Raw genomic sequence first — 24,499 nt, 5'->3', positions numbered from 1 at the left:
AGTGCAAATCTAATCGGTAACCGAGATTAATTATTTTTGTTTCATACGGAATCGGCATATGAACTAAATAATATCAGCTTTCAATAATTACATCAAACATTCTTCTTTAGGTAGTTATTTTAAGAATTTAAGATAATTTCTTAATGATGGCAATAACATCTTCAGCTCCAAGTTCAGCTTCGGCGTTTTTAAAAGTGTTATACGCAGCATTTCCAACCGGTTTGTCAAATCCGCTGTTTTGCGCCAGTCTTAAATCTTTGGTAAGATGCTCTAAAGTAAAGGCTGCATTGTAATTTTCGTTAATAGCGGCTTCTCCTTTAATTTTTCCAAAAGTACTTCCTAAGGCGCTGTTATTAATAATCTCCATAAGATCTTCAGTTTTTACATTTTTTGTACGTGAAAATTGAATAATCTCAGCCAGTCCCTGTGTTAAGATCCCTAAGTAAGTATTTACCGCTAATTTTGCAGCATTTCCAACACCATTTTCTCCCACAAGAATAGCTTTTTTAGAATAGGCCTCTAAAACCGGTTTCACTTTATCGAAGATTGATTGTTCGCCACCAACAATACTTACCAGTGTTGCATCTTCAGCTTGTTTTACACTCCCAGATACGGGAGCATCCAGATAAAATGCATTTTTATTTTTTAATTCTTCGGAAAGGGAAATGCTTAATTCCGGAGAAATTGTACTGGCATTTATAAAGATCTTATTTTTTACTTCCGCAGAAAAAATTCCGTTTTCCTGATTGAAGATTTCACTTACAGCCTCGTCATTAGAAACCATAATGAAAATAGCATCTGTTTTTTCAACCAATTCTTTAGCCGTTGCGGCAGAGGTTGCTCCTTCGGTTTCTAAAGCTTTTGTTTTTTCCTGAGAGCGATTATAAACTCTTAATGGATATCCTGCTTTTAAAATTTGTTTAGACATGGGATTTCCCATTTTTCCTAAACCAATCCAACCTATTTTAAATTTTTCTGAAGTCATTTTATATATTTCAACTAATAATTTCTACGTTCCATATCGATATTGTACACAAAAGCCCTGTATTTTAATAGTGCTACAAAAACACCACCACCAATAGAGTTTCCTAATAATCCAAAACTTTGAAATTTAAGATAATCCAGAATTTCGATATTTGGCGATACAATCATACCGGCAAAAACCTCTATACTACCTATAATACTGTGGTGAAGCCCGGTAAAGGCCATTGTTGCAGTAATTATAAAAATGATAAAAATACGGCTCATGGTATCACGTGAGGAGGTTATAAGCCATGAAAGTAAGCCCATAAGCCATCCTGCTAAAATAGCGCTTACAAAGATCACAAAACCATTATAATCGGTAACGTGATGCGCAATTTTTTCTATTGTATTATGCTCAAAAAGATTAAGTTTTGGACCAATCCAAATTAGGATAAACGCAATAATGTAACCACCAAGAAGATTACCTGCGATTACCGTCCCCCAGATCTTCAACAAACTTTTAATACTTCTTTTGTTGTTTAAAACAGGCAGGGTAAGTAGTGAAGTTTGTTCTGTAAATAAAATCGACTGCCCTAAAATCACTAAAATAAACCCAACAGGATAAACAAATGCCATGATTTTAAACAAGGTTTTTTCAGGGAAACTATCACTAAAAAAAGAAAATACGCTACAAAGTAAAAGATAGCTAAAACCTATTTCTAATCCGGCGGTGATAGAACTTAACAAAATACTGCGAGGGTTACGATCGTATGTTTCCTGGCCTTCAATAATTTGCTGTTTTAAAATCTCACCATGAGATTTTGTACTGTCGTCGCCAGAATGTGAAGTTGAGTCTTTTAGCTCTTTGTCTATGCTCTCCTGTTTTTTTTCCTGCTCCTTTTCCTTTTTCTTTTCTTCTAATTCTTCGTTTTCCATTTCAAAAATTTAGTTCAAGTGATATAAAATACACTAATAAAATCTGGCCGTCTTTGATGTCTAAAGTAAATATTTCAAACTATAAAAATGAAGTGCTGTAGCGACTTAAGCATTTATTTAACACAGATACATAAAGAAATTATAAGGAAAATAAGAGTGACGTTTAATAATTGCTGAAGCTTAAGATATTCAAACATTTTTCGATATTTAAAAATCTAACTATTAGTATTTTCTTACATCTTGATAAAATGAAATATTGATTGTGAAAAAAAATCTGACTAAAAATGTATAATTTCAATATGCTGTTCTTCAATAATTTTTAACCCAAATGTTTAAAGGTGATTTTTCTTTCCTTAAAATAAAGAAAAGTGGTCTTTTATCCTATTTTAGGTGCTCTTATAGCTTTTAGCTAGCTAATTTTCTGTTTAGATTGTTATCTAAAATTAGATTTTTAGGAATTAATTGATATTTTGCAATCAAGATCAATTTTCAATACAGAAAAACGAATATTATTGTAAATTAGATTAGTTATAATATATATTTTTTAGGTTTAAAGTATCATTGGATTAATCCACTATAAATTTTTATGGCATTACATTTTAAAAATCTACATGCAGAGTTTAAAAATTTAATTGCAGAAAATGCGAATCTCATATGCTGGTTTGGAGAGCATATTTTTGAGTGCATTTGGTTTGTTGATGTTGCCGATAGTGCGATTTGGGGAAATTTCAATCAGGTTCACAGTAAAAAGAAATCGCTTAATTTTAATCAATTATGTGATCTTGCCAACGATCAGGTTAATTTTCTAGGTTTTACGGAAGAATTTTTGACTTCAGAAAAGGAAGAAGATCAAATCGATTTTTATAGTACTGAAGCTGATGCTAAAAAATGGCGTTTTCATTTTAGGAAAATGCGCTGCGGTGCTTGCGGCGATAAGGATTATGTGTTTATTCTACAGCAATATATTCCTTTTAAAGAAAAATATTTGAGTCTGCACGACGAGATTAGCTATCTTAAAAAATTAAATGAGGTTTTTGATAAAACCAATGAAGTTGCGAGTGTAGGTGGTTGGATGGTAGATCTTGTAAATAACAATGTTCTTTGGACCAAGGTTACCAGGGATATACATGAGGTTGCTGAAGATTACGTGCCAAATGTAGCCGAAGGTCTTAATTTTTATTTGGAAGGTGAAAATAGAGAACGCATTACCCAAATATTTACGAAAGCTATAGAAGAAGGAAGTTCTTTTATGGGAGATTTCGAGATTTTATCTGCCAAAGGAAATAAAAAATGGGTTAGGGTTTTTGGAAATGCTGAAAGAGAAGGAGGTAAGACCGTTAGGGTTTATGGAGCTTTTCAGGACATTACAGAACAGAAAAACCAGGATTTTGAATTTCAGTTAACCCAATCAAGGTTTCAGGGGATTTTTGATACTTCTCCGTTAGGAATCATTTTGGTAGAACCAGAAACCAATAAAGTTTTTCATGCTAATAATTCAGCAATAAGCATTTTTGGATATGAAAATGTTTCCATAGAGAAGATTTATAATCTATCGCTAAAAGATGTAATTCATCAGGACGATTTAGAGTTAGCAGCAGATAAGAGAAGAAGGCTAATAGAAGGAGAATTTGATAGTTATAGAATAGAATGTAGATTTTATAAGGGTGATGGCAGTATCATTTGGGTGCAGTCATTTACTTCTTTACTAAGAGAAAAAGATGGCAGCCCTAAATTAATTATTACTCAGGTTGAAGATATTACCGCCAGGCGTGAACTTGAAGCCGAATCATTTAGAAATGCCAGTCAGTTTAAAAGTGCATTCGATTATTCTCCTAACGGAATGTCTTTAGTTTCTCTAGACGGTAAATGGATTAATGTAAACCATAATCTTAGTAAGATGATTGGTTACACCAAAGAGGAGTTTATGGAAATGTCTTTTATGGATGTTACTTATCCTGAAGATTTAGATAAAGATCTAAGACTATTAACAAAGTTGTTAGCAGGCGAGATCGATACCTATACGATGGAGAAACGATACATTCATAAAGATGGTCACTTATTATGGGGGCTGTTAACCGTTTCTTTATTAAAGGATGAGCAAGGAGAACCGGTTTATTTTATATCTCAAATAAATGACATAACCGCAGCGAAAGAAGCCCAGGAAAATATAAATAAAAGTTTCCGTGAATTACAGAACCTTATGGAGGCCACAACCCAGGTTTCTATTATTGAAGGAGATTTAAACGGAGTAATAAAGAAATTTAATAAAGGCGCAGAAAATTTCTTTGGCTATAAGGCCGAAGATATGATCGATAAAGAAAAGGTATTTATCCTGCACGATGAAGCCGAGGTTAAAAGGCGGGAAATAGAACTTTCAAAAAAATATGGTAAAGAAATACGAGGCTTCGATGTATTTACAACTGGCCCCAAAATTAAAGATTACGAGTCTTTAGAGTGGACGTATATTCGTAAAAATGGAGAACGTTTTCCTGTTCAGCTAGTCGTTACGGCAATTAAAAATGCCCAGGATGAGATTACAGGATATGTAGGTGTAGCAACAGATATTTCTCAGTTAAAAGCCATTCAGGAAGAATTAAAACAAAGCGAACAGCGTTGGCAATTTGCTTTAGAAGGATCTGGTGATGGTATTTGGGATTGGTTTATAGATTCTAACACACAATTTTTATCAAAAAGGGCAAAAGAAATGCTTGGTTTTGATGAAAGTGATGATCTTACAGATGTAACGGAATGGGATAAACGAATACATCCTAGCGACGTAGAAAAAAGTGAGAAAGCCTTAGACGATTATTTTAGTGGAAAAGTCGCTGTATACCATATAGAGAAAAGGATTAAATGTAAAGACAATCAATATAAATGGATTCTGGATCGCGGTAAGGTAACCGAATGGACAAAGGATAAAAAGCCACTTCGTATGATTGGTACCCAAAGCGATATTACCGATAGAAAAATAGCAGAGCGCCAAATTAAACAAAATGAGGCCAGATTTAGATCGCTTTACGAACTTTCACCAATTGGGATAGGTTTAATAGATGTCGAAAATGGAACTTTTGTAGAAGCTAATCAATCTCTAATAGCATCTTCAGGATATACCAAAGAAGAATTTACCGGTATATCTTATCGCAAAATCACTCCAAAAGAATTTATTCCACTAGCTCAGGATCGTTTTGGTAAAGTGGTTTTAAATGGAAAAGTAGAACCTTTTGAAAAGAACTTCATCAAAAAAGATGGCACTGTATATCCAGCTTTAGTGAACGGTGCTAAAATTAAAGATTCTAATGGAAGGGATATTATTTTGGCAACCATTCAGGATATAACGAAGAGAAAAGAGATGGAGAATTCGCTGGTAGAAGCGAAGTTAAAAGCGGAAGCTGCCAGTAAATCTAAATCTGAATTTCTGGCCAATATGAGTCATGAAATTAGAACTCCATTAAACGGTGTAATTGGATTTACAGATCTTTTAATGAAGACCGAATTAAATACCAGTCAGAAACAATACATGGAGACGGTTTATAATTCTGCCAACACTTTACTGGATTTAATTAATGATATTCTGGATTTCTCTAAAATCGAAGCTGGAAAGTTAGAATTAAGTGTAGAAAAAGTAAATATTATAGAGCTTTGTGGGCAAACAATAGATGTAGTTAAGCATAAAGCTCACGAAAAAGGATTAGAAGTTTTACTGAATATTAGTCCAGATGTAGATCGTTACATTTATGGGGATTCAGTAAGGATTCGACAAATCCTTACCAATTTATTAGGAAACGCCGTAAAATTCACTAATCAGGGAGAAATTGAATTACGTATAGAAGCCGGCCAGCTTAATAATGAAAATAAAAGAGAATACAATTTTATCGTAAGGGATACGGGGATTGGTATTGCACCACAAAACCTGGAACGAATTTTTAAAGCTTTTGATCAGGAAGATGCCAGTACCACAAGAAAATATGGGGGTACGGGATTAGGCCTTACCATTTCAAACAAGCTGCTATATTTAATGAATAGTAAGCTGGATTTAAAAAGTGAGTTGGGTGTAGGCTCTACCTTTTCTTTTAAAGTATGTTTTGAATCTGAAGAAGGAGAATCATTCCTTAATAATAATTTCAGAAAAATTAATGATGTACTGGTTATAGATGATAATTATAATAATCAGGTTATTCTTAAAGAAATGCTGGCGATGGAAGATATTAACTGCGATGCAGTTTCTAACGCTATCGAAGCTTTAAACGTACTAGAAAAGAATAATAAATATCAATTGGCAATTGTAGATTACAATATGCCGTATATGACAGGGATCGATTTTATTGCGCATTTACGAAACGATTTAAAGGTAAATGCAGATCAATTGCCATTAATCCTTCTACATAGCTCTGCTGAAGAAGAGAAATTAGGTAAATCCTGTGAAGAACTAGATGTACAGTTTAATATTACCAAGCCTATTAAAATAGATCAGTTATTTGGGATGTTAAACCAGATACAGGCACCATTTAAAGATATTGAAGAAAATATTGTAGATGTGGTTACAGAAAAAACTTTTGAGGATAAATTTAGAATTTTAGTTGCCGAGGATAACCCGGTAAATAAATTTTTGGCAAAAACCATTTTAACCAAAGCGGTTCCAAATGCTGAAATTTTCGAAGTCGAAAATGGTTTAGATGCAGTATCATTTTATAAAGTAAACCCTGTAGATATCATTTTTATGGATATCCAAATGCCAATAATGAGTGGTTTTGAGGCTTCTGAAGAAATAAGAAAGTTTGAAGAAGAGCGCAATGAAGAGAGTCATGTTCCCATCATAGCCTTAACAGCACGAACTATAAAAGGAGAAAAAGATCGTTGTCTTGAAGCGGGAATGGACGATTATATTACCAAACCTGTAGTTTTTGAAACTATAAAATCTGTTATAGAAGAGTATTTATTAAATAAAAACGAAGATCTAGAAAATACAAATAGTCTGGAACACTTCGATAAGCAAAAATTGCTAGAAAAGTTTGATCAGGATCAAAACACCTACGATCAACTTATGCAAATTGTAAAGCAAAGTTTGGATGAATATCCTAAGCAATTAAGAAGACTAATCGAACATCGCGATTTAGAGGGAATAAACAAATTAGGCCACAAAATAAAAGGCTCGGCACAAAATTGTTGTTTCTATAAATTGGAGTATCTTGCGGGCAGATTAGAAGAATTTAACCTATTTAAAGAATCGATATTATTAGATTTAGAAAAGGAGATCGAAGCAGAAATAAATTTATTGAAAGATAGCATTTAGAGAATTACTATTTTTTCATTGAAGTTTTGCAGGTTATGAGCCCTAAATCACCTACAAAATGGAAGATCAATCTAAAGAATTGGCAGGCCTACACGGTGTGTTGATCGTACATAAAGATTACGATCAGGTAGCACAACTATCTCTTTTTCTTAAAGAGCAGGGTTTTTATTGCCACTACGTAAAATCTGGTTTAGAAGCAATCAAAAAGTTTGAAACCGAAGAAGGAATTAAAACTTTGATTATTCAGGAGAATAATCTTCCTCTTAATGCTTATAAAACTATAGATTATATAAAAACTGAGTTAAATAAAAATCCGTATAGTATAGTATTACAGGAATCTGAAGGTACAGAAGTTATAGCTTCACAAAAATTAGTTCCTGTAGATCAGTTTTATTTGTTGGGAGATAATATCAATATTTTACTGGACAATATTAATAAGCAGGAAAAATCTGTGCTAAAATCGGCCAAAAGCTGTTGTTATTCAGTAGAATATTTGAAAGAGATTTCAGATAATAGTTTAGAGTTTATAGAGGAATCCTTACAACTTTTTTCGGCGTCTGTTGCAAAAGATATTGGAGATTTGTATCTTAAAGTTAAAACTAAAGACTACGAAGAGATTCGTAAGATTGCTCATAAAATAAAACCTTCTTTTGCGATGGTCGAGAATTTTAAAGGAGTAGAACTCTGTGACGAGATTACTTACAAAGCAAAAGATGACGATTTTAAAAAATTAATAGAAGAATTATATTCTGAATTTGTACAAATTCAGAACGCATTAAAACAGGATTACCCCAATCTAAACCTATAATAATGAAGAAGATTTTAGTTATAGAAGATAACGCAATGGTCATAAAATCTCTTCAATTTAAGCTTACGAAGGATGGCTACAATGTGATTATTGCACCAGATGGAAGGGAAGCAATGAAGCTGTTACAGGATGGAGAATACGATTTGATATTAACAGATTTAAACCTTCCTTTTGTAACGGGTAACGAGCTTATCGCTTACGTTAAAGAGAATTTACCTACGGTTCCTATCATTGTTTTATCTACATCTACCCAGGAAAGTATAATTATGGATGCTTTTAATATGGGAGTAGAAGATTTTATTACTAAGCCATTTAGCCCAAATGAGTTATCATTAAGGGTAAGAAGACTCCTTTCTTAAGTTTATTGAGTTTACAGAATTGTGGTAATTGCTGTATGATCCTGAAAAAATCATATATGGCAGTTATTTATTCCATAGATTTGCAATGGATATTTGGGTATTTGCCCGATGATATTCCCTTTGTAATAAAGGTAAATATTATGATGACCATAATCTTTTTTGTTTTTGCAATTTTCTTTGTGGGGTTTATCGTCTTATTAAGACTCTATAAAATTTTTAGGAACCGTAAAAAAGAAGAGCAGCGCTTACTATTGGAAGATCTTCTAAATTCTTACCTTTTTGACGAAGATTTTGATAAAGAGCGAGAACTAAAGAAATTTAAAGATGAGCATTTAAATAAATCTTTAGAAATAAAAATAGCCATTAAAGAAATATTGTTGTTCCATAGCAATATTAAAGGAGAGTCTGCTATACAATTAAGAGAACTTTTTCTTCGATGGAAATTAGATGAGTTTTGTAAAAAGCAGCTGGCAGATAGAGCGTGGTACAGTAAATCCAGAGCTTTATTTAGTTTATCTGAAATGCTTATTAAGGTAGATTTGGAAAAAATAAAACCACTTCTAAATCACAAACAGGATGAGGTTAGGCAGCAGGCACAATTGTACTTTATTAAATTAGCCGAAGATAATCCTTTAGAGTTTTTGGATCATATCGATAAACCTTTAACCTTATGGGAAGAAATCTTTATCGAAGATGCGCTTAAAAACGAATATCATGGCCCAATGCCAGATTATTCTAACTGGCTTCATTCTTTGCAAAATAGTGTGGTAGAATTTGCAATTAGAATGATTGCAAAATTTAATCAATTCGAAAATATTTCAGAACTTTTACCATTATTAGATCATCCTTCAGAAGAAGTACGTCGAGAAGCCATTAGATCTTTAAGCGCATTAGAACATCAGGAGATTATCGATTTGCTGATTTCAAAATTTGAGACTGAAACAAATCTGGTAAAAAAGACTATCTTAGATGCAATAAAACATTTGGGCGGTTATAATGATTTGTTGATGCTGAAAGATAAAATGCAGGATAACGAATGGGATTTGAAGATAAAGTATTATAGCATCGCTCAAGATTTTTTACCAGAAAAAAAGCAGAGTATTTATACTCAGTATGAAAAAGAAAAAGCACTTTTGCTGTAAATGGGCATAACCTTCGACGACATCGCAAATATTGCCAGTTGGCTTTTTTTGGTTTACGGAATTCTAATATGTTTAGGTTATCTATTTTCCGCCATCTTTTCGATTTTCGAAATTAGAGATTACAAACGCTCTAATAATTATAGAGATGAAATAGCGCTTTTACAGGCATCTGAATTACCGCCTGTTTCTATTTTGGCACCAGCCTACAACGAGGGACTTAATATTGTTGAAAATGTTAGGTCATTACTTACCATAAATTATCCAAGTTTCGAAATCGTGATTATTAACGATGGGAGTAAGGACGATACCATGCAACGGCTAATAGATGAATATGATCTTGAAAAACAGGATTATCTATTTCATTACTTTATTAAAACAAAAACCATTAGGGGGGTTTATAAATCTAAAAACACGGCCTTTAAAAACCTGTTGGTAATCGATAAGGAGAACGGCGGAAAAGCAGATGCTTTAAATACCGGTATCAATGTTTGTAGCCACGATATTATATGTTGTATCGATGTAGATTGTATCTTAGAATACGATGCGATGCTGAAGCTTATAAAGCCTTTTTTAAACGACAGAAAAAAGGTAATCGCTTCAGGTGGAGTAATACGTGTAGCCAACAGCTGTGTGATTGAAGATGGTCGCATTTTAGAAGTAAGACTACCAGAAAAATTTGTCGCCAGGGTTCAGGTTATCGAATATTTTAGGGCATTTTTAATGGGAAGAATGGCGTGGTCTCGTGTAGATGGATTATTACTTATTTCTGGTGCTTTTGGAATGTTCGATAAGCAAATAGCAATAGAAGCCGGTGGTTATAATCATAATACGGTAGGAGAGGATATGGAGCTTTTAGTGCGTATGCGCCGTATGATGCGCGAAAAAAATATCCCTTATAAAGTCGGTTTTGTGCCCGATCCATTGTGTTGGACAGAGGTTCCACAAAGCTGGGAAATCCTGAAAAGACAACGTAACCGCTGGACTAGAGGTACGGCCGAGACATTACTGCTTCATAAAAAAATGATTTTTAATCCTAAATACGGTGTATTGGGTTTATTATCTACACCATTTTGGTTGTTTTTTGAATGGATGGCGCCACTTATAGAATTTTCGGGAACAGTTTTCTTTATTTTCCTTTTATGGTTTGGGCTTATTAGTTGGAAGTTCTTTTTTACTTTTTTATTCGTGGTTTATGCCTTTGCGGTTTTATTTTCTATTACGGCATTGTTTTTTGAAGAGTATAGTTTTCAGCAATATAAAAAGCCAAAATATATTTTTAAGCTTATCGGAACTGCCTTTTTAGAACCAATAGTATATCATCCTTTTGTGATGTGGGCTGCAGTTCGCGGAAACTGGGATCTTATAATTGGTAAAAAGAGCTGGGGAGAGATGACAAGAACCGGCTTGTCTAATTCATCAAAGAAATAAGATTTTTATGTAATCTAAATTACTTATCGAAATTCGTTAAAATTCGATCTAATTTTATAGAAAATCAATTAGTGTTTTTCAATTTTAAAAGCCGCTAATCATATCTTCTAGACCTCTTTTATCATCAATTTTGGTCTTTTTCCCTTTGGTAGCAATAAAACCTTCTTTTTTAAGATCTGCGATTAAGCGAATACAACTTTCGGTTGCTGTTCCCACAACATTTGCTAAATCTTCTCGGCTAAGGTTTACAGATAAAAATCCTTCATCGTCAGTTCCAAAATTGGTTTCGAGATAAAGTAAAGCTTCAGCAATACGCTGTTTCACGTTATGCTGAGACATATTCACGATAAAATTATCAGACTCCCTAAGATCTGATGCCATGATTTTCAATAAATTCCGAGTAAATTCTGGATTTTCGTTTATTTTATCAATAATTAATTGCTTTGGGATATAACACATCGATGTGTCGTTAAGCGCAGTGGCACTTAAGTTAGTTTGCTCGTCTGCAACTACAGATCGTTGTCCCAATATTTCTCCTTTTTTTGCGATTTTTACGATTTGATGCTTTCCGTTTTCACTAAGTTTAGAAAGTTTAGAAGCTCCATCTCTAACACAAAATACCCCATTAAGTTTCTCACCTTCCTTAAAAATCTGCTCACCTTTCTTAAAATCTTTGGTTATTTTATTGTCTGAAATAACTTTTAATTCTTCTTTACTAAAAGCCTTTAACGCATTAAACTGCCGTATGATACAACTTTCGCATCTTGTTTTTTCAGGGGTTTTCATACTTAAGACCAGGGTTATTGGTTACATTTTTGGTTTTACAAAGGTAAACATTTAAGTCAACTGATATTTATCATATTTTAAATTCTATAAGCAGCGAATATTTGTACTACGGTTAAGTTGTGCAAATTATGAAATTATGTTACCACTGTGGCGAAGCTTGTAAAAGCGACTCTCTTGTTTTTGAAGAGAAAGATTTTTGCTGTAATGGATGCAAAACGGTTTACGAAATTTTAAGTAGCAATGATCTTAGTTATTATTACGCTCTTGACGAACGCCCTGGAATCTCTCCTAAAACTCAATTAGGGAAATTCGATTTTCTAAAGAATGACGAGATTGTAGAAAAACTGCTAGAATTTAAAAGTAATGAGGTTTGTATCGTAAATCTTCTTATTCCAGAAATTCATTGTAGTTCCTGCATCTGGGTGTTAGAAAATCTCTCTAAACTGCATCCTGGAATCAAAAATTCTCAGGTTAATTTTCCTGAAAAAACCTTAAGAATTCATTTTTCTGCGGAAAAAATTACGTTTTCGCACTTGGTTGAATTGCTCTGTAAACTAGGCTACGAACCCTATATTTCACTTTCTGATAGTGATAAAAAAGAAAAGAACATCGACCGAAGTTTAATCTACAAACTTGGAGTTGCCGGTTTCGCTTTTGGGAATATCATGTTTTTATCTTTTCCTGAATATTTTGAAGTTAAAGAATTTTGGCTGGATCAATTTAAATATGTGTTTCGCTGGTTGATGTTTGCGTTTAGTTTGCCGGTGGTATTTTATTCGGCCAGCACTTATTTTATTTCAGCTTTTAAAGGTTTAAAATCTGGAATTTTAAATATCGATGTGCCCATTGCATTGGGAATTACCGTATTATTTTTAAGAAGCACTTTTGAAGTTGTTTTTGATCTGGGAACCGGATTTTTTGATAGCCTTTCTGGATTGGTGTTTTTCTTATTACTAGGAAGATTTTTTCAGCAAAAAACCTATTCTTATCTGTCTTTTGAACGTGATTATAAATCTTATTTCCCAATTGGGGTTACAAGAATTAATCATCCAAATACCCAAAATCAAAACGAAGAGCAGGTAGAAGTTTATAAATTGAGGAAAGGCGATAACATTCTTATTCGCAATAATGAACTTATTCCTGTAGATGCAAAATTGCTTGAAGGTGATGCTTTAATCGATTATAGTTTTGTTACCGGGGAAGCCGTACCGGTTTCGATTAAAAAAAGTGAGAAAATTTATGCCGGCGGAAAACAAACTGCAGGATTGCTCCAAGTTGAAGTTCTAAAACCTGTAGAACAATCCTATCTAACGCAGTTATGGAATAACGAGGTTTTTGATAAAAATTTTAAAGGAAGCTTTCAGGATCTTACCAATAAAATAAGTGGATATTTTACAAAAGCGATCTTAAGCATATCGATTTTGGCCACAATTGCCTGGTATTTTATCGATCCTTCGATGATGCCACAGGTATTTACGGCCGTGCTAATTATTGCCTGCCCATGTGCATTGGCCTTGGCAGCGCCGTTTACTTTAGGAAATTTACTCCGAATCTTCGGTCAGCATAAATTCTATCTAAAAGAAGCTAATATCATCGAAAAAATGGCCAACATCGATGCGGTAGTTTTCGATAAAACAGGAACACTTACTTCAACCAAACGAAATATCATTACCTACGAGGGTGATTTGCTTTCCGAAGAAGAAAAATCGCTGCTAAATAGCACTTTAAGAGCTTCAAACCATCCATTAAGTAGATCCCTTTATGAGATTTTAGAGCAAAATGATATTAAAACGCTCGATTCTTTTACTGAAGAGGTTGGGAAAGGAATGGCAGCTTCTGCAAACCGAAATTCGATAAAAATAGGCGCCTTTAAATATGTTGCTGAAAATAAAGAATTTGATAAGGACGTATTAAATCAAACTGTGGTACATATTAGTACCAATAATCATTATAAGGGGCGTTATATTTTAAAAAATGAATATCGTGAGAATGTCACTCAATTATTTAAAGAATTAGGCCAAAACAAGCAACTATTTGTGCTTTCTGGGGATAATGATGGCGAACGAAAAAGCCTTGAAAAATTATTACCGTTAAGCACCAAAATGAGGTTTAACCAAAAGCCTCAGGATAAGTTACAGTTTATTAAAAAACTTCAGGAAGAAGGAAAATCTGTAATGATGATTGGGGATGGGTTAAACGATGCCGGTGCATTAAAACAGAGTGATGTTGGAGTAGTAATTTCAGAAAATATTAACGTTTTCTCGCCTGCCTGTGATGCCATTTTAGATGCTTCGGTCTTTGGTAAGATTGGTCAGTTTTTTAGCCTCGCTAACAGTGGACACCGCATTATAAAATTCAGTTTTTTACTATCACTTTTCTATAATCTAATAGGTTTAGGATTTGCAGTTACGGGGCATTTATCGCCTATAGTTGCTGCTATTTTAATGCCTTTAAGCTCCATTAGTATTGTGGCGTTTACCACGGTAAGTTCACAGTATTCAGCGAAAAGGATTTTAAACAAGAATGCTAAAAATATACAATATCAAGCAGAACTTAATTATCAGTAAAACCTGATAAATGTCATTTTTTGCCAGCACGGCTCATAATATTTTTACAAAAAATTAAGAAATCCCATGAATATCATCTACGTGTTGCTAAGTATTAGTGTGGTCGTAGCGATTGTCTTTTTTATAGCCTTTATCATATCGGTAAAAAGAGGACAGTACGACGACACCTATACCCCATCTGTAAGAATGCTGTTTGAGGATGAAGTCATAGACAGTAAAGAAAATTCTAAAATCACCGATAAATAATTTGTTTATAATCTTATGGAAAAAGAGCAGTTTTATTACGACAACAAGATCGTAAGGAAATTTATCAATGCCACGATTTTTTGGGGTATTGTTGGAATGAGTGTAGGGCTATTGCTCGCTTTTATGTTTTTGTTTCCTAATCTAACAGATGGGATCTCATGGCTTAGTTTTGGCCGTTTACGACCATTGCATACCAATGCTGTGATCTTTGCCTTTGTAGGGAACGCAATTTTCGCCGGGGTATACTATTCTACCCAACGATTATTAAAAGCAAGGATGTGGAGTGACGCGCTTAGTAACTTCAACTTTTGGGGTTGGCAGGCGATCATTGTGGCAGCAGCTTTAACCTTGCCTTTAGGTTACACGACTTCTAAAGAGTATGCCGAATTAGAATGGCCAATCGATATTGGTATTGCTTTAGTTTGGGTTGCTTTTGGAGCTAACTTAATTGGTACGATCTTTAAACGTAGACAACGCCACTTATATGTTGCGATCTGGTTTTACCTGGCAACTTTTGTAACGGTAGCCGTTTTACATATCGTAAATAGTATCGAATTACCGGTAAGTGCTTTAAAAAGTTATTCGGTTTATGCTGGTGTACAGGATGCGCTCGTACAGTGGTGGTATGGCCACAATGCGGTTGCGTTTTTCCTTACCACTCCGTTTTTAGGATTAATGTATTACTTCGTTCCTAAGGCGGCCAATAGACCGGTTTATTCTTATCGATTATCGATCGTTCACTTTTGGTCTTTAATATTTATTTATATCTGGGCAGGGCCTCACCATTTATTATATTCTGCGTTGCCAGATTGGGCACAAAACTTAGGTGTTGCATTTTCTGTAATGCTAATTGCACCATCCTGGGGTGGGATGATCAATGGATTATTAACCCTTCGTGGAGCATGGGATAAAGTAAGAACAGATCCTGTACTTAAATTTATGGTTGTTGCAATTACCGGTTATGGTATGGCAACTTTCGAAGGGCCAATGCTTTCTCTTAAAAACGTTAATGCCATTGCACACTTTAGTGACTGGGTGATTGCTCACGTTCACGTAGGCGCTTTAGCATGGAATGGCTTTTTAACTTTTGGTATGATCTATTGGTTAGTACCAAAATTATTTAAGACTAAACTTTGGTCTGTAAAATTAGCAAATGCACATTTTTGGATTGGTACTTTAGGTATTGTTATGTACGCTTTACCAATGTATGTTGCTGGTTTTGTACAGGCTTCTATGTGGAAACAATTTAATCCAGATGGAACGCTAACTTACGGTAACTTCTTAGAAACACTTACTGAAATTATCCCAATGTACTGGATGAGAGCGATTGGAGGTAGTTTGTTTATCGTAGGAGCATTTATTGCACTTTACAACGTATACAAAACAGCAAAACAGGGAACTAAAGTTACAGATGAATTAGCTGAAGCTGCTCCACTTGCTAAGATCACTAATAAAAGAACTGCTAAAGAAGGTTATCATACCTGGTTAGAAAGAAGACCGGTAAAACTTACCATTTTCGCTACGATCGCAATTTTGATAGGTGGTATGGTACAAATTATTCCTTCTTTGATGGTAGATGAATATGTTCCGGTAATTTCTAGTGTAAAACCTTATACACCGCTAGAACTAGAGGGTCGGGATCTTTATATCCGAGAAGGTTGTGTAAGTTGCCATTCACAGATGATTCGTCCTTTCAGAAGTGAAGTAGAGCGTTATGGCGAATATTCTAAATCTGGAGAATATGTTTATGATCATCCATTCTTGTGGGGTAGTAAACGGACTGGCCCAGATCTTTTAAGAGTTGGCGGGAAATATTCAGATAACTGGCATTTAAATCACCTTTATGATCCACAAAGTACGTCGGCTGGTTCTATCATGCCATCTTATAAATGGTTGTTGAACAGAGAGCTTGATAAAACTTCTACTGAAGATAAAATGGAAGCCATGGTAAGTTTAGGTGTTCCTTACACTCAGGCTGAAATCGACAGAGCACAGAATTGGATGACCGAACAGGGAAAACAAATTGAAGAGAACCTGTACAGCGATCCAGATTTTGCGAAAACCTATGAAGCTGATAAAGCTTACGCACAGGAAAACGGAGAGGAATTCGTAGAAATGCGTAACCGTGAAATAGTTGCTCTAATCGCTTATCTGCAACGATTAGGTACAGATATTAAAGTAAAGAATATCGACGAAGAACAGGAAGCCGATATTCTTGGTGAAACTGAAGATGGCCTTGGGGCGATCAAATAAATATTCAGCTTAAGTTATAACATCAAAAAACTAGATCATGCTAAAATTTATAAAAGGAAATCTAGAGAACATCGATGGGGTAGCCGTTTATCCTATGATCTCTCTGTTGATATTCTTCATCTTTTTTGTAGCGCTTTTTGCCTGGGTAATTACCGCTAAGAAAGAACATATAAAACAAGTGAGTAACATTCCTTTAGAGGACGATAATCAGGAATTATTATGAGAAATACGGCATCATTTTTAAGAGTTATCGCAATCACGGTTCTGGCCTTTATTTTTCTTGAATTAACGATAGAATCTTCAGAGGAATGGGCATTTATGGAATACCCGATAATTTGGGCTGTAATAGGTATTCTATTTGTATTTGGCATTGCTATGGAAGTTGTCCTGGCCAGTATCACTTCAGTATTATTTAGAAGTTTAACGCCAGAAGCTCAGGAGCGATACCTTCAGCAGCAATCTTTAAGAAAAAAGAACCGCTTTGCTAAACTAAAAGCATTCTGGAAACGAATGAACGATAGCAAACCGGTAGAAGAGGAAGATGAGATTATCTTAGATCATAATTACGACGGAATTCGCGAGCTGGATAATAACCTTCCGCCATGGTGGTTGTATGGTTTTTACGCTACAATGGTGTTTGCGGTGGTTTATTTGGTAAGACATCACATTTTTGATGCACCAGATCAAAAAGAAGAATATATCGCAGAGGTAGCTTCAGCTAAAAAAGCGATCGAAGAATATAAGAAAACAGCTAAAGATTTAATAGATGTAAACACGGTTGAACTGCTTACAGGAGAAGAAGATGTAAAAGCAGGACAGGCAATTTTTGCCGGTAATTGTGTTGCATGTCATAAGGAGGATGCCGGTGGTGGTATTGGGCCTAACTTAACCGACGACTACTGGATACTAGGTGGCGGTATTAAAAATGTTTTCAATACTATTTCTGAAGGAGGGCGTCCTGGAAAAGGAATGGTATCCTGGAAAACGGATTTAAAACCGGGGGAAATCGCCCAGGTAGCCAGCTATGTTTTAAGCCTACATGGTACTACACCGGCAGATCCTAAAGAACCACAAGGCGATCTTTGGATCGACGAAAATGCTCCTGTAGAGGAAGTAGATGTAGAAGTCTCAGCCGATTCAACTTCTGTAGAAGTAATGATGGAAGATGAAGCGGTAGAGAAAGATTTTGAAGAATAAACAAATCCAGAGTCGGCCGTTTTAAGTCGGCTCTGGTTAATTACTCACAATGGTGAGCCTAAGTTATGAGCAAGATCCCCGAAAATAACTTTAGAGATTCTATTGGTACAATAGACCAGGAAGGTAAAAGAGCATGGATATTTCCTAAAAAACCTTCCGGTAAATTTTACAAATATCGCAAGCTGGTAAGCTATTTTTTACTTGCGATATTATTTGCTGCTCCATTTTTTAAAATTAATGGCAACCAGTTTTTGCTCTTCAATGTACTGGAACGCCGCTTTAATTTTTTTGGGTATCCTTTCTGGCCGCAGGATTTTTATTTGGTGGTGATCATGATGATTATAGGGGTAGTCTTCGTGATTTTGTTTACTGTGGCCTTTGGAAGGATATTTTGTGGCTGGATTTGCCCACAAACCATTTTTATGGAAATGGTTTTCCGAAGAATCGAGTATTGGATAGAAGGCGATCGTGGTAAACAAATGCGTTTGGCGAAGCAAGCCTGGAATGCTGAAAAGATCTGGAAAAAAGGCCTAAAATGGACAATCTTCTTTATCATTTCATTTTTAATCGCGAATATCTTTCTTGCCTATTTAATTGGTAGTGATAAGCTTCTAGAATACATCACTGAAGGTCCTGTAGAGAACCTAAGCACTTTTATTTCATTATTGATATTTACCGGGGTTTTCTATTTCATCTTTGCATGGTTTAGAGAACAGGTTTGCATTATAGCCTGTCCTTATGGTAGACTTCAGGGTGTTTTATTAGATAATAAATCGATCATTGTAGCTTATGATCATAAACGTGGTGAAAAGGAAAAAGGAAGAGCAAAATTCAGAAAAAATGAAGATCGACAGGCTACCGGAAAAGGCGACTGTATTGATTGTTTGCAATGTGTACAGGTTTGTCCCACCGGGATCGATATTCGGAATGGTACGCAGTTAGAATGTGTAAACTGTACAGCCTGTATCGATGCTTGCGATTCGATGATGGATGCTGTGAATCTTCCAAAAGGTCTTATTCGATATGCTAGTGAAGAAAATATCGAGAAAAAGGCCAAATTCAAATTTACAGCCAGGTTAAAAGGCTATACGGCGGTTTTGGTCATTTTAATAGGTGTTTTAACAGGAATGTTATTTCTACGGAATGATGTTGAAGCCAGGATTCTTCGTTTACCAGGACAACTTTACGAACACCAGGAAAATAACAGAATCAGCAATGTGTTCACCTTTAAACTGGTCAATAAAACTACCGAAAATATCGAGAATGTTCAGCTTAAATTAATCTCTCATAAAGGCGAAGTGCGATTGGTGAAAAGTGATAGCCTTATCGTGCCAAAACAGGGATTTGCTGAAGGAACTTTATTTATCGAAGTGCCAGCCGCTTCTTTAAAAGGTGAAAAAGAAAAGCTTAAAATAGGTGTATACAGTAATAATGAATTAATAGAAACTACGACAACCAATTTCCTTGGACCACGTAGTTATCGATAAAAAAGACAGAATTATGAAATTTAATTGGGGAACCGGACTCGTAATTGGCATGGGATGTTTTATTGGTTTTATCATGTTTTTCGTGATAAAAATGAGTACCGACGAGAAATATGAACACGATCTTGTAGTTGAAGATTACTACGGAAAAGAATTGCATTTTCAACAGGAGATCGATGCTGAAAAGAACCTGAATCTTTTTTCTGAAGAGATTACAGGGAATAAAACTAATGAAGGCTATGAGCTTATTTTTCCTGAAACTCAGGGAAAAATTGAAGGTAAAGTAAACCTTTATCGACCTTCTAACAAAAAACTCGATTTTGCATTGCCATTAGAACTTACTGAAGGCAAGATTGTAATTCCTGAAGCACAATTAATCGAAGGGCGTTGGGATATTTCTGTAGAAATGACCTACCAGGGAAAAGAAGTATTATTTAAAAAATCCATTACTTACTAGATATGCTCATCAGCGGTTTGATATTCGGACTTTTAGGTAGTTTTCATTGCATAGGGATGTGTGGTCCCATTGCGTTTCTATTACCTTTAAACAGGGATAAAAAGCCGCTGATGTTTTTTCAGTTATTTCTTTATCATTTTGGGCGCATTTTATCCTATGCAGTAATCGGACTATTATTTGGTTTGCTTGGAAAAGGACTAAATCTTTTTGCGGCACAACAAAAATTATCGATCGCCATAGGGATTTTGATGATTTTGACGGTAGTTTTTTCCTTCGGAAGTATGAAATTCGATAAAATTGGTACTCCTTTTTTTAGAATTATAAGTCGGTTAAATTCAAAAATTGGAGCCGGTTTAAAGAAGAAATCACCAGATACTTTCTTTTCTATTGGTATGCTGAATGGTTTTTTACCATGCGGACTCGTTTACATGGCGATGCTGGGCGCAATTGCACAAGCTAATGCCCGTTTTGGAGCTTTATACATGGTATTTTTTGGCTTAGGAACGATACCGCTTATGACAACAGCAGTATTTTTATCTACCAAACTTTCAAGCGGAGTAAAAACACGGGAAAAAATAAGAAAGCTAATCCCAATATTCGTTGTTTTAACAGGCTTTTTATTTATCCTTCGCGGTGCAGGATTAAATATTCCGTATCTCTCTCCAGCAATGGCAAAAGACAAAGTCGACGCCAAGATCGAATGCCACGAACCCGTACAGATTTCTTTTGAAAAGCAGTAGAGTAGAATTAGATTTGAGACCGCTTCGCTTTTAGATATTAGAATATAGACATGTGAAATTATTTTGGATGCTGAATTTTGAATGTGAAGGTATGTCATCTCGACCCTGCCTCGCCGGCAGGCAGGCCTAGCGGAGAGATCTTGCTTTTATTCGGAAAAGAGATTTCTCCATTCCGCTGCGCTTCAGTCGAAATGACAAAAAACGATAATTGTTTCTTGATTGTTGTTTATTGAAAATGACTTCTCGATACAACAAATCTCTCCGCTTCACTTCAAAATTTGCCACTCGAAGTGCCACCCTTAGATAATAGTTTATTGATAATTGAGTAATGCCAATCCAAATAGATTTCTCGACTACATTTCATTTCGCTCGAAATGACAATCTAAGGAAATTGATTTCTGTTTATTGTTAATTGATCACTGCCAACTGCCAGCTATGACTACTCACTGCAAATAGAGATTGATATTTCTCTATTCCGTTGCGCTCTTAGAATTTAGCCATGAGACCGCTTCGCTTTTAGAAATTAGAATCTAGACCTGAAATCTCGAATTTTAAATGCTGAATTTTGAATGTGCAAAGATTTTATGTCATCTCGACCCTGCCTCGCCGGCAGGCAGGCGAAGCGGAGAGATCTCTTTTGAACTTATGATGAATTTTCAATTCTAGTGATTTTTGACGTAGCCTTAGCGGAATTAAAATTGTATCGAGAACTTATGGACTGCAAACTGCGACTGTTCACTGTTTATTGAAAATGACTTCTCGATACAACAAATTTCTCCGTTTCACTTCAAAATTTGCCACTCGAAGTGACATAAACTTTTTATTGCTCACTGCCAACTGCGACTGCCCACTGTCTATTGATAATTGATTACTGTTTATTGTTAATTGATCCGCTGCTGATTGATCAAAAGTGCGACAATAAAAACGAGCTTAAAAAGCCCAAAACGCACATTAAGCCAATGATGCTATGACCTTTTTCGAATGCTTCAGGGATCATAGTGGCAGAGATCATGTTAAGGATCGCTCCGGCTGCAATTGCGAGTGTTGCGCCATTAATGGCAGGAGAAAGCTGGCTAAATAAGGAGTATCCCAAAATAGAAGCCAACGAAGAAAGTATGGCAATACCCAGCCAAATTCCGAAAATAAAAAGTTTAGAACGTCCAGCTTTTTTCATTCCGGCAGAGCTGGATAAACCTTCAGGTAAATTCGAAATATAAATAGCGATCACGGTGGCAATACTTACCGCACCACCTTCAAGCATACTAATTCCAATCGCGATCGATTCAGGAATACCATCTAAAAGAGCGCCTAAGGCAATGGCGATTCCGCTTCCTTGCTGTTCGTCTTCAGAAGGTTGCTGTTGCTGAGATCGTTTTCGGTGTTTTGCGCCACTTTTTTCTAAGAACTTATTGGCGAAATAGTAGATTAATGCTCCGCTTAAAAATCCAATTGAACTGGGTAATAATCCGCTTTGTTCAAAAGCTTCTTCCATCAATTCGAAAGATAAAGCCGAGATTAAAACTCCGGCTCCAAATCCCATAATGATAGCGATCACTTTTTGTTTCAGATTAAAAAAATATCCAAAAACAGATCCTACGATTAAAGCACTTCCTGTAAATAGTCCCCAAAGACCAGCCTGCACCCAAATTGGCATTTTTTACTTTATTTTTTATAAAAGTAGTGAATTAAAAGGAGTGACCAGAAAGAAAGAATAGGGGGTAGCTGACTAAAAATTTAGAAAAAGGAAATAAAAAAGAGGCTTTCCAGAACGATATCTTACCCTCCAATCAGAAAATCCCCGAAATCTTATGGATAAGGTTAAGAGCGTTAAAAGAAAGCCCCTGGTTTAAAGAAGACAGAATTTAAATTGTCATGGAAAATAGTTTAGTATCAGGTTTTTTTCGTTGTAGCCTAAGATCGAATGCCATACACACATTACGAACAAAGGCTCTACCCTTTTCTGTAATCTCAATTTTATTCTCGAGGATTTTTAATAATCCGTCTTCTTGCATTTCAGATAGTTTTATAATCACATCTGGTAATTCTGAAAACTGCATTTGTTGATCTTCCCAACTGGTTTCCAGTTTACACATAAGGTTTAGAATATGGCGGCGAATTATTAGGTCTTCAGGACTTAAAATATGCCCACGATAGATTGGGAAAATTCCACCTTCAACTAAACTTTTATATTCTTCAATACTTTTTACATTTTGCCCAAAAGCATACCACGAATCTCCAATAGCAGAAACTCCCAATCCTACCATTAACTGCGTTGTTGCCGTGGTATAACCCATAAAATTTCTATGGATTGTTTTTTGGTATAAACTTTTAGCTAGTTCATCTTCAGGCAAGGCAAAATGATCCATGCCAATTTCGATATAACCCGCGTCTAGTAATAATTGTTTACCCAACTCAAACTGTGCCTTTTTTTCTTCCGCCGAGGGTAAATCTTCATCTTTAAAACCTCGCTGTCCGTTTCCTTTAATCCATGGGACATGAGCATAGCTGTAAAATGCGATACGCTCTGGCCTAAGTTTTTTGGTGAGGTTAATCGTATTTTCTATATCTGCCGTTGTTTGAAATGGCAATCCAAAAATAATATCATGGCCTATCGAGGTGTAACCAGCCTGTCTTGCCAGTGTGGTAACCTTTTGCACATTTTCGAAAGGCTGAATTCTATTAATGGCTTGCTGAACTTTTAAATTATAATCCTGTACCCCAAAACTTACCCGTGTAAAGCCAAGATTGGCCAAAACTTCAAGGTGTTTATGAGTGGTGTTGTTAGGATGTCCTTCAAAACTTAGTTTTGCTTCAGATCGCTCACTGGGATCTTTAAATAATCCCTCGATGAGAAGCTTTAAATTTTCCCAAGAGAAAAATGTAGGTGTACCACCACCAATATGTAATTCTGAAATCTTCGGTGTTTCTTCGAAAAGCGATACATACAAATCCCATTCGATAAGAAGCGATTTGATGTAAGGAATTTCTACCAGATGATTTTTGGTAATCCTTTTATTGCAGCCGCAAAAGGTACACATACTTTCACAATATGGGAGATGTATGTAGAGGCTTATACCGTTGTGCTTACTTTCTACATAACTTTTCTTTAAACATTCTTTCCACTCTTTTAATGAAAAAGAAACATCATCCCAATACGGCACGGTTGGATAGCTTGTGTACCTTGGACCGGCTACATTATATTTATTTACCAGCGATTGCATGATTTATATGCTGTTTCCTATAATTAGTAAGGTGTTAATTAAAACACTAGCGGTAAATAAGTGAAAAACTACACTAGGTTTTTGCACTGTTAATATCGATGCATTATGGGCGCTACAAATAGCAACACTAATAAAAACCAGGAACATTTGTAATGCGCCATGGCCATGCATTAAAGAGGTCATAATTGCGATCCCTCCTAAACAAGTAGAAACGATCATTGCTATTGCTGAATAGCCTAAAAAATTGTGACTAAATTCTTCGTTTAATTTTGCATAAAGTGTCATAACTCGAGGATTTTTAATTATACTTCAAAATTACCCCAGAAGCTCGTGCTAAAACATGATAATTGTCAGTTTGGATATTTTTTCTGAAATTTTTTTAGAAATTTTTTTCATTATTGAAATTGCCGGAAGGACAGTCAGCCTTTTCCTTAAGAAGAGCGAATGAAGGTTTAAAAAGCTCTAGTAAAAAATAGAGATAAAAAATGTCGAATATTGATTAAATTGCAATTACAGGTTTTAGAAAGAAGTAATACCTCATTTTAAGCCAATCTTAAGGAGAATCTAAAGACTATTTAAAAGAGAAATAGCAATTTTGTATTATGAGAATTCTAATTGTAGA

At 35.2% G+C, this 24,499-nt stretch carries 19 protein-coding genes; 13 read left to right on the top strand and 6 right to left on the bottom strand.

Features of this window, described 5'->3' with window-relative positions; genetic code table 11:
- Nucleotides 1-127: 127 nt before the first annotated feature.
- Both IIF7_RS02450 and IIF7_RS02445 read right to left on the bottom strand, forming a co-directional pair.
- Complete coding sequence (locus IIF7_RS02450; RefSeq protein WP_084840090.1) at nt 128-985, bottom strand: NAD(P)-dependent oxidoreductase; 858 nt, start codon at nt 983-985, stop codon at nt 128-130.
- Between the two features lie 14 nt (nt 986-999).
- Nucleotides 1,000-1,899 carry a formate/nitrite transporter family protein gene (locus IIF7_RS02445; protein WP_084840089.1) on the bottom strand — a complete coding sequence of 300 codons (900 nt, stop codon included), beginning with the start codon at nt 1,897-1,899 and terminating at the stop codon, nt 1,000-1,002.
- 586 nt (nt 1,900-2,485) lie between these two features.
- On the opposite strand from IIF7_RS02445, the gene IIF7_RS02440 reads away from it, so the two are divergent.
- The 5 genes from IIF7_RS02440 to IIF7_RS02420 are packed head-to-tail and all read left to right on the top strand — an operon-like array spanning nt 2,486 to nt 10,926.
- A complete protein-coding gene (locus IIF7_RS02440) occupies nt 2,486-7,189 on the top strand; it encodes a PAS domain S-box protein (protein ID WP_084840088.1) in 4,704 nt (1,567 codons plus the stop codon).
- A 58-nt stretch (nt 7,190-7,247) separates the two neighbouring features.
- Nucleotides 7,248-7,997 carry an Hpt domain-containing protein gene (locus tag IIF7_RS02435; protein ID WP_084840087.1) on the top strand — a complete coding sequence of 250 codons (750 nt, stop codon included), beginning with the start codon at nt 7,248-7,250 and terminating at the stop codon, nt 7,995-7,997.
- Nucleotides 7,998-7,999: 2 nt separating this feature from the next.
- Nucleotides 8,000-8,356: a response regulator transcription factor gene (locus IIF7_RS02430; protein WP_084840086.1), complete on the top strand. Its 357-nt coding sequence runs from the start codon at nt 8,000-8,002 to the stop codon at nt 8,354-8,356.
- 56 nt (nt 8,357-8,412) lie between these two features.
- Entirely contained in the window at nt 8,413-9,498 is a 1,086-nt protein-coding gene (locus IIF7_RS02425; RefSeq protein ID WP_176218886.1) for a HEAT repeat domain-containing protein, read from the top strand.
- The gene (locus tag IIF7_RS02420) at nt 9,499-10,926 is read left to right on the top strand and encodes a glycosyltransferase family 2 protein (protein WP_084840084.1); all 1,428 of its coding nucleotides are present in this window, start codon (nt 9,499-9,501) and stop codon (nt 10,924-10,926) included.
- Between the two features lie 84 nt (nt 10,927-11,010).
- Here IIF7_RS02420 and IIF7_RS02415 read toward each other — a convergent pair whose 3' ends face one another.
- Nucleotides 11,011-11,712 carry a Crp/Fnr family transcriptional regulator gene (locus tag IIF7_RS02415; protein ID WP_084840083.1) on the bottom strand — a complete coding sequence of 234 codons (702 nt, stop codon included), beginning with the start codon at nt 11,710-11,712 and terminating at the stop codon, nt 11,011-11,013.
- 128 nt (nt 11,713-11,840) lie between these two features.
- On the opposite strand from IIF7_RS02415, the gene IIF7_RS02410 reads away from it, so the two are divergent.
- The 8 genes from IIF7_RS02410 to IIF7_RS02375 all read left to right on the top strand — a co-directional run bounded on the left by IIF7_RS02410 (nt 11,841) and on the right by IIF7_RS02375 (nt 20,656).
- A complete protein-coding gene (locus IIF7_RS02410; RefSeq protein ID WP_084840082.1) occupies nt 11,841-14,279 on the top strand; it encodes a heavy metal translocating P-type ATPase in 2,439 nt (812 codons plus the stop codon).
- A 66-nt stretch (nt 14,280-14,345) separates the two neighbouring features.
- Nucleotides 14,346-14,525 (top strand): cbb3-type cytochrome oxidase assembly protein CcoS, encoded by a 180-nt coding sequence (gene ccoS / locus IIF7_RS02405; protein WP_084840081.1) that lies wholly within the window; start codon nt 14,346-14,348, stop codon nt 14,523-14,525.
- Nucleotides 14,526-14,540: 15 nt separating this feature from the next.
- Nucleotides 14,541-16,778, top strand: coding sequence for a cytochrome-c oxidase, cbb3-type subunit I (gene ccoN, locus IIF7_RS02400; protein ID WP_084840080.1), 2,238 nt, complete (start codon nt 14,541-14,543; stop codon nt 16,776-16,778).
- 37 nt (nt 16,779-16,815) lie between these two features.
- Nucleotides 16,816-17,001, top strand: a complete 186-nt coding sequence (locus tag IIF7_RS02395) for a CcoQ/FixQ family Cbb3-type cytochrome c oxidase assembly chaperone (protein ID WP_084840079.1) — start codon at nt 16,816-16,818, stop codon at nt 16,999-17,001.
- Nucleotides 16,998-17,975 (top strand): cbb3-type cytochrome c oxidase N-terminal domain-containing protein, encoded by a 978-nt coding sequence (locus tag IIF7_RS02390; RefSeq protein WP_084840078.1) that lies wholly within the window; start codon nt 16,998-17,000, stop codon nt 17,973-17,975. Before IIF7_RS02395 ends, IIF7_RS02390 begins: the two co-directional genes overlap by 4 nt.
- Before the next feature lie 65 nt (nt 17,976-18,040).
- Complete coding sequence (gene ccoG, locus IIF7_RS02385; RefSeq protein WP_084840077.1) at nt 18,041-19,462, top strand: cytochrome c oxidase accessory protein CcoG; 1,422 nt, start codon at nt 18,041-18,043, stop codon at nt 19,460-19,462.
- A gap of 13 nt (nt 19,463-19,475) precedes the next feature.
- On the top strand, nt 19,476-19,916 hold the full coding sequence (locus IIF7_RS02380) for a FixH family protein (RefSeq protein ID WP_084840076.1): 441 nt from the start codon (nt 19,476-19,478) through the stop codon (nt 19,914-19,916).
- Nucleotides 19,917-19,918: 2 nt separating this feature from the next.
- Entirely contained in the window at nt 19,919-20,656 is a 738-nt protein-coding gene (locus IIF7_RS02375; RefSeq protein WP_084840075.1) for a sulfite exporter TauE/SafE family protein, read from the top strand.
- A 904-nt stretch (nt 20,657-21,560) separates the two neighbouring features.
- Here IIF7_RS02375 and IIF7_RS02370 read toward each other — a convergent pair.
- The 3 genes from IIF7_RS02370 to IIF7_RS02360 form a co-directional block, all read right to left on the bottom strand.
- The gene (locus IIF7_RS02370) at nt 21,561-22,310 is read right to left on the bottom strand and encodes a ZIP family metal transporter (protein ID WP_084840074.1); all 750 of its coding nucleotides are present in this window, start codon (nt 22,308-22,310) and stop codon (nt 21,561-21,563) included.
- Nucleotides 22,311-22,518: 208 nt separating this feature from the next.
- Nucleotides 22,519-23,880 (bottom strand): oxygen-independent coproporphyrinogen III oxidase, encoded by a 1,362-nt coding sequence (gene hemN / locus IIF7_RS02365; RefSeq protein WP_217806675.1) that lies wholly within the window; start codon nt 23,878-23,880, stop codon nt 22,519-22,521.
- The gene (locus tag IIF7_RS02360) at nt 23,881-24,162 is read right to left on the bottom strand and encodes a hypothetical protein (RefSeq protein ID WP_084840072.1); all 282 of its coding nucleotides are present in this window, start codon (nt 24,160-24,162) and stop codon (nt 23,881-23,883) included. It lies immediately after the preceding gene.
- Between the last annotated feature and the right edge of the window lie 337 nt (nt 24,163-24,499).

The sequence above is a fragment of the Zunongwangia atlantica 22II14-10F7 genome, from assembly GCF_002094855.1.
Taxonomy (GTDB): Bacteria; Bacteroidota; Bacteroidia; order Flavobacteriales; family Flavobacteriaceae; genus Zunongwangia; species Zunongwangia atlantica.
Note: the sequence above shows the minus strand (reverse complement) of the source record. Positions and strands in the feature narration are given on the sequence as shown.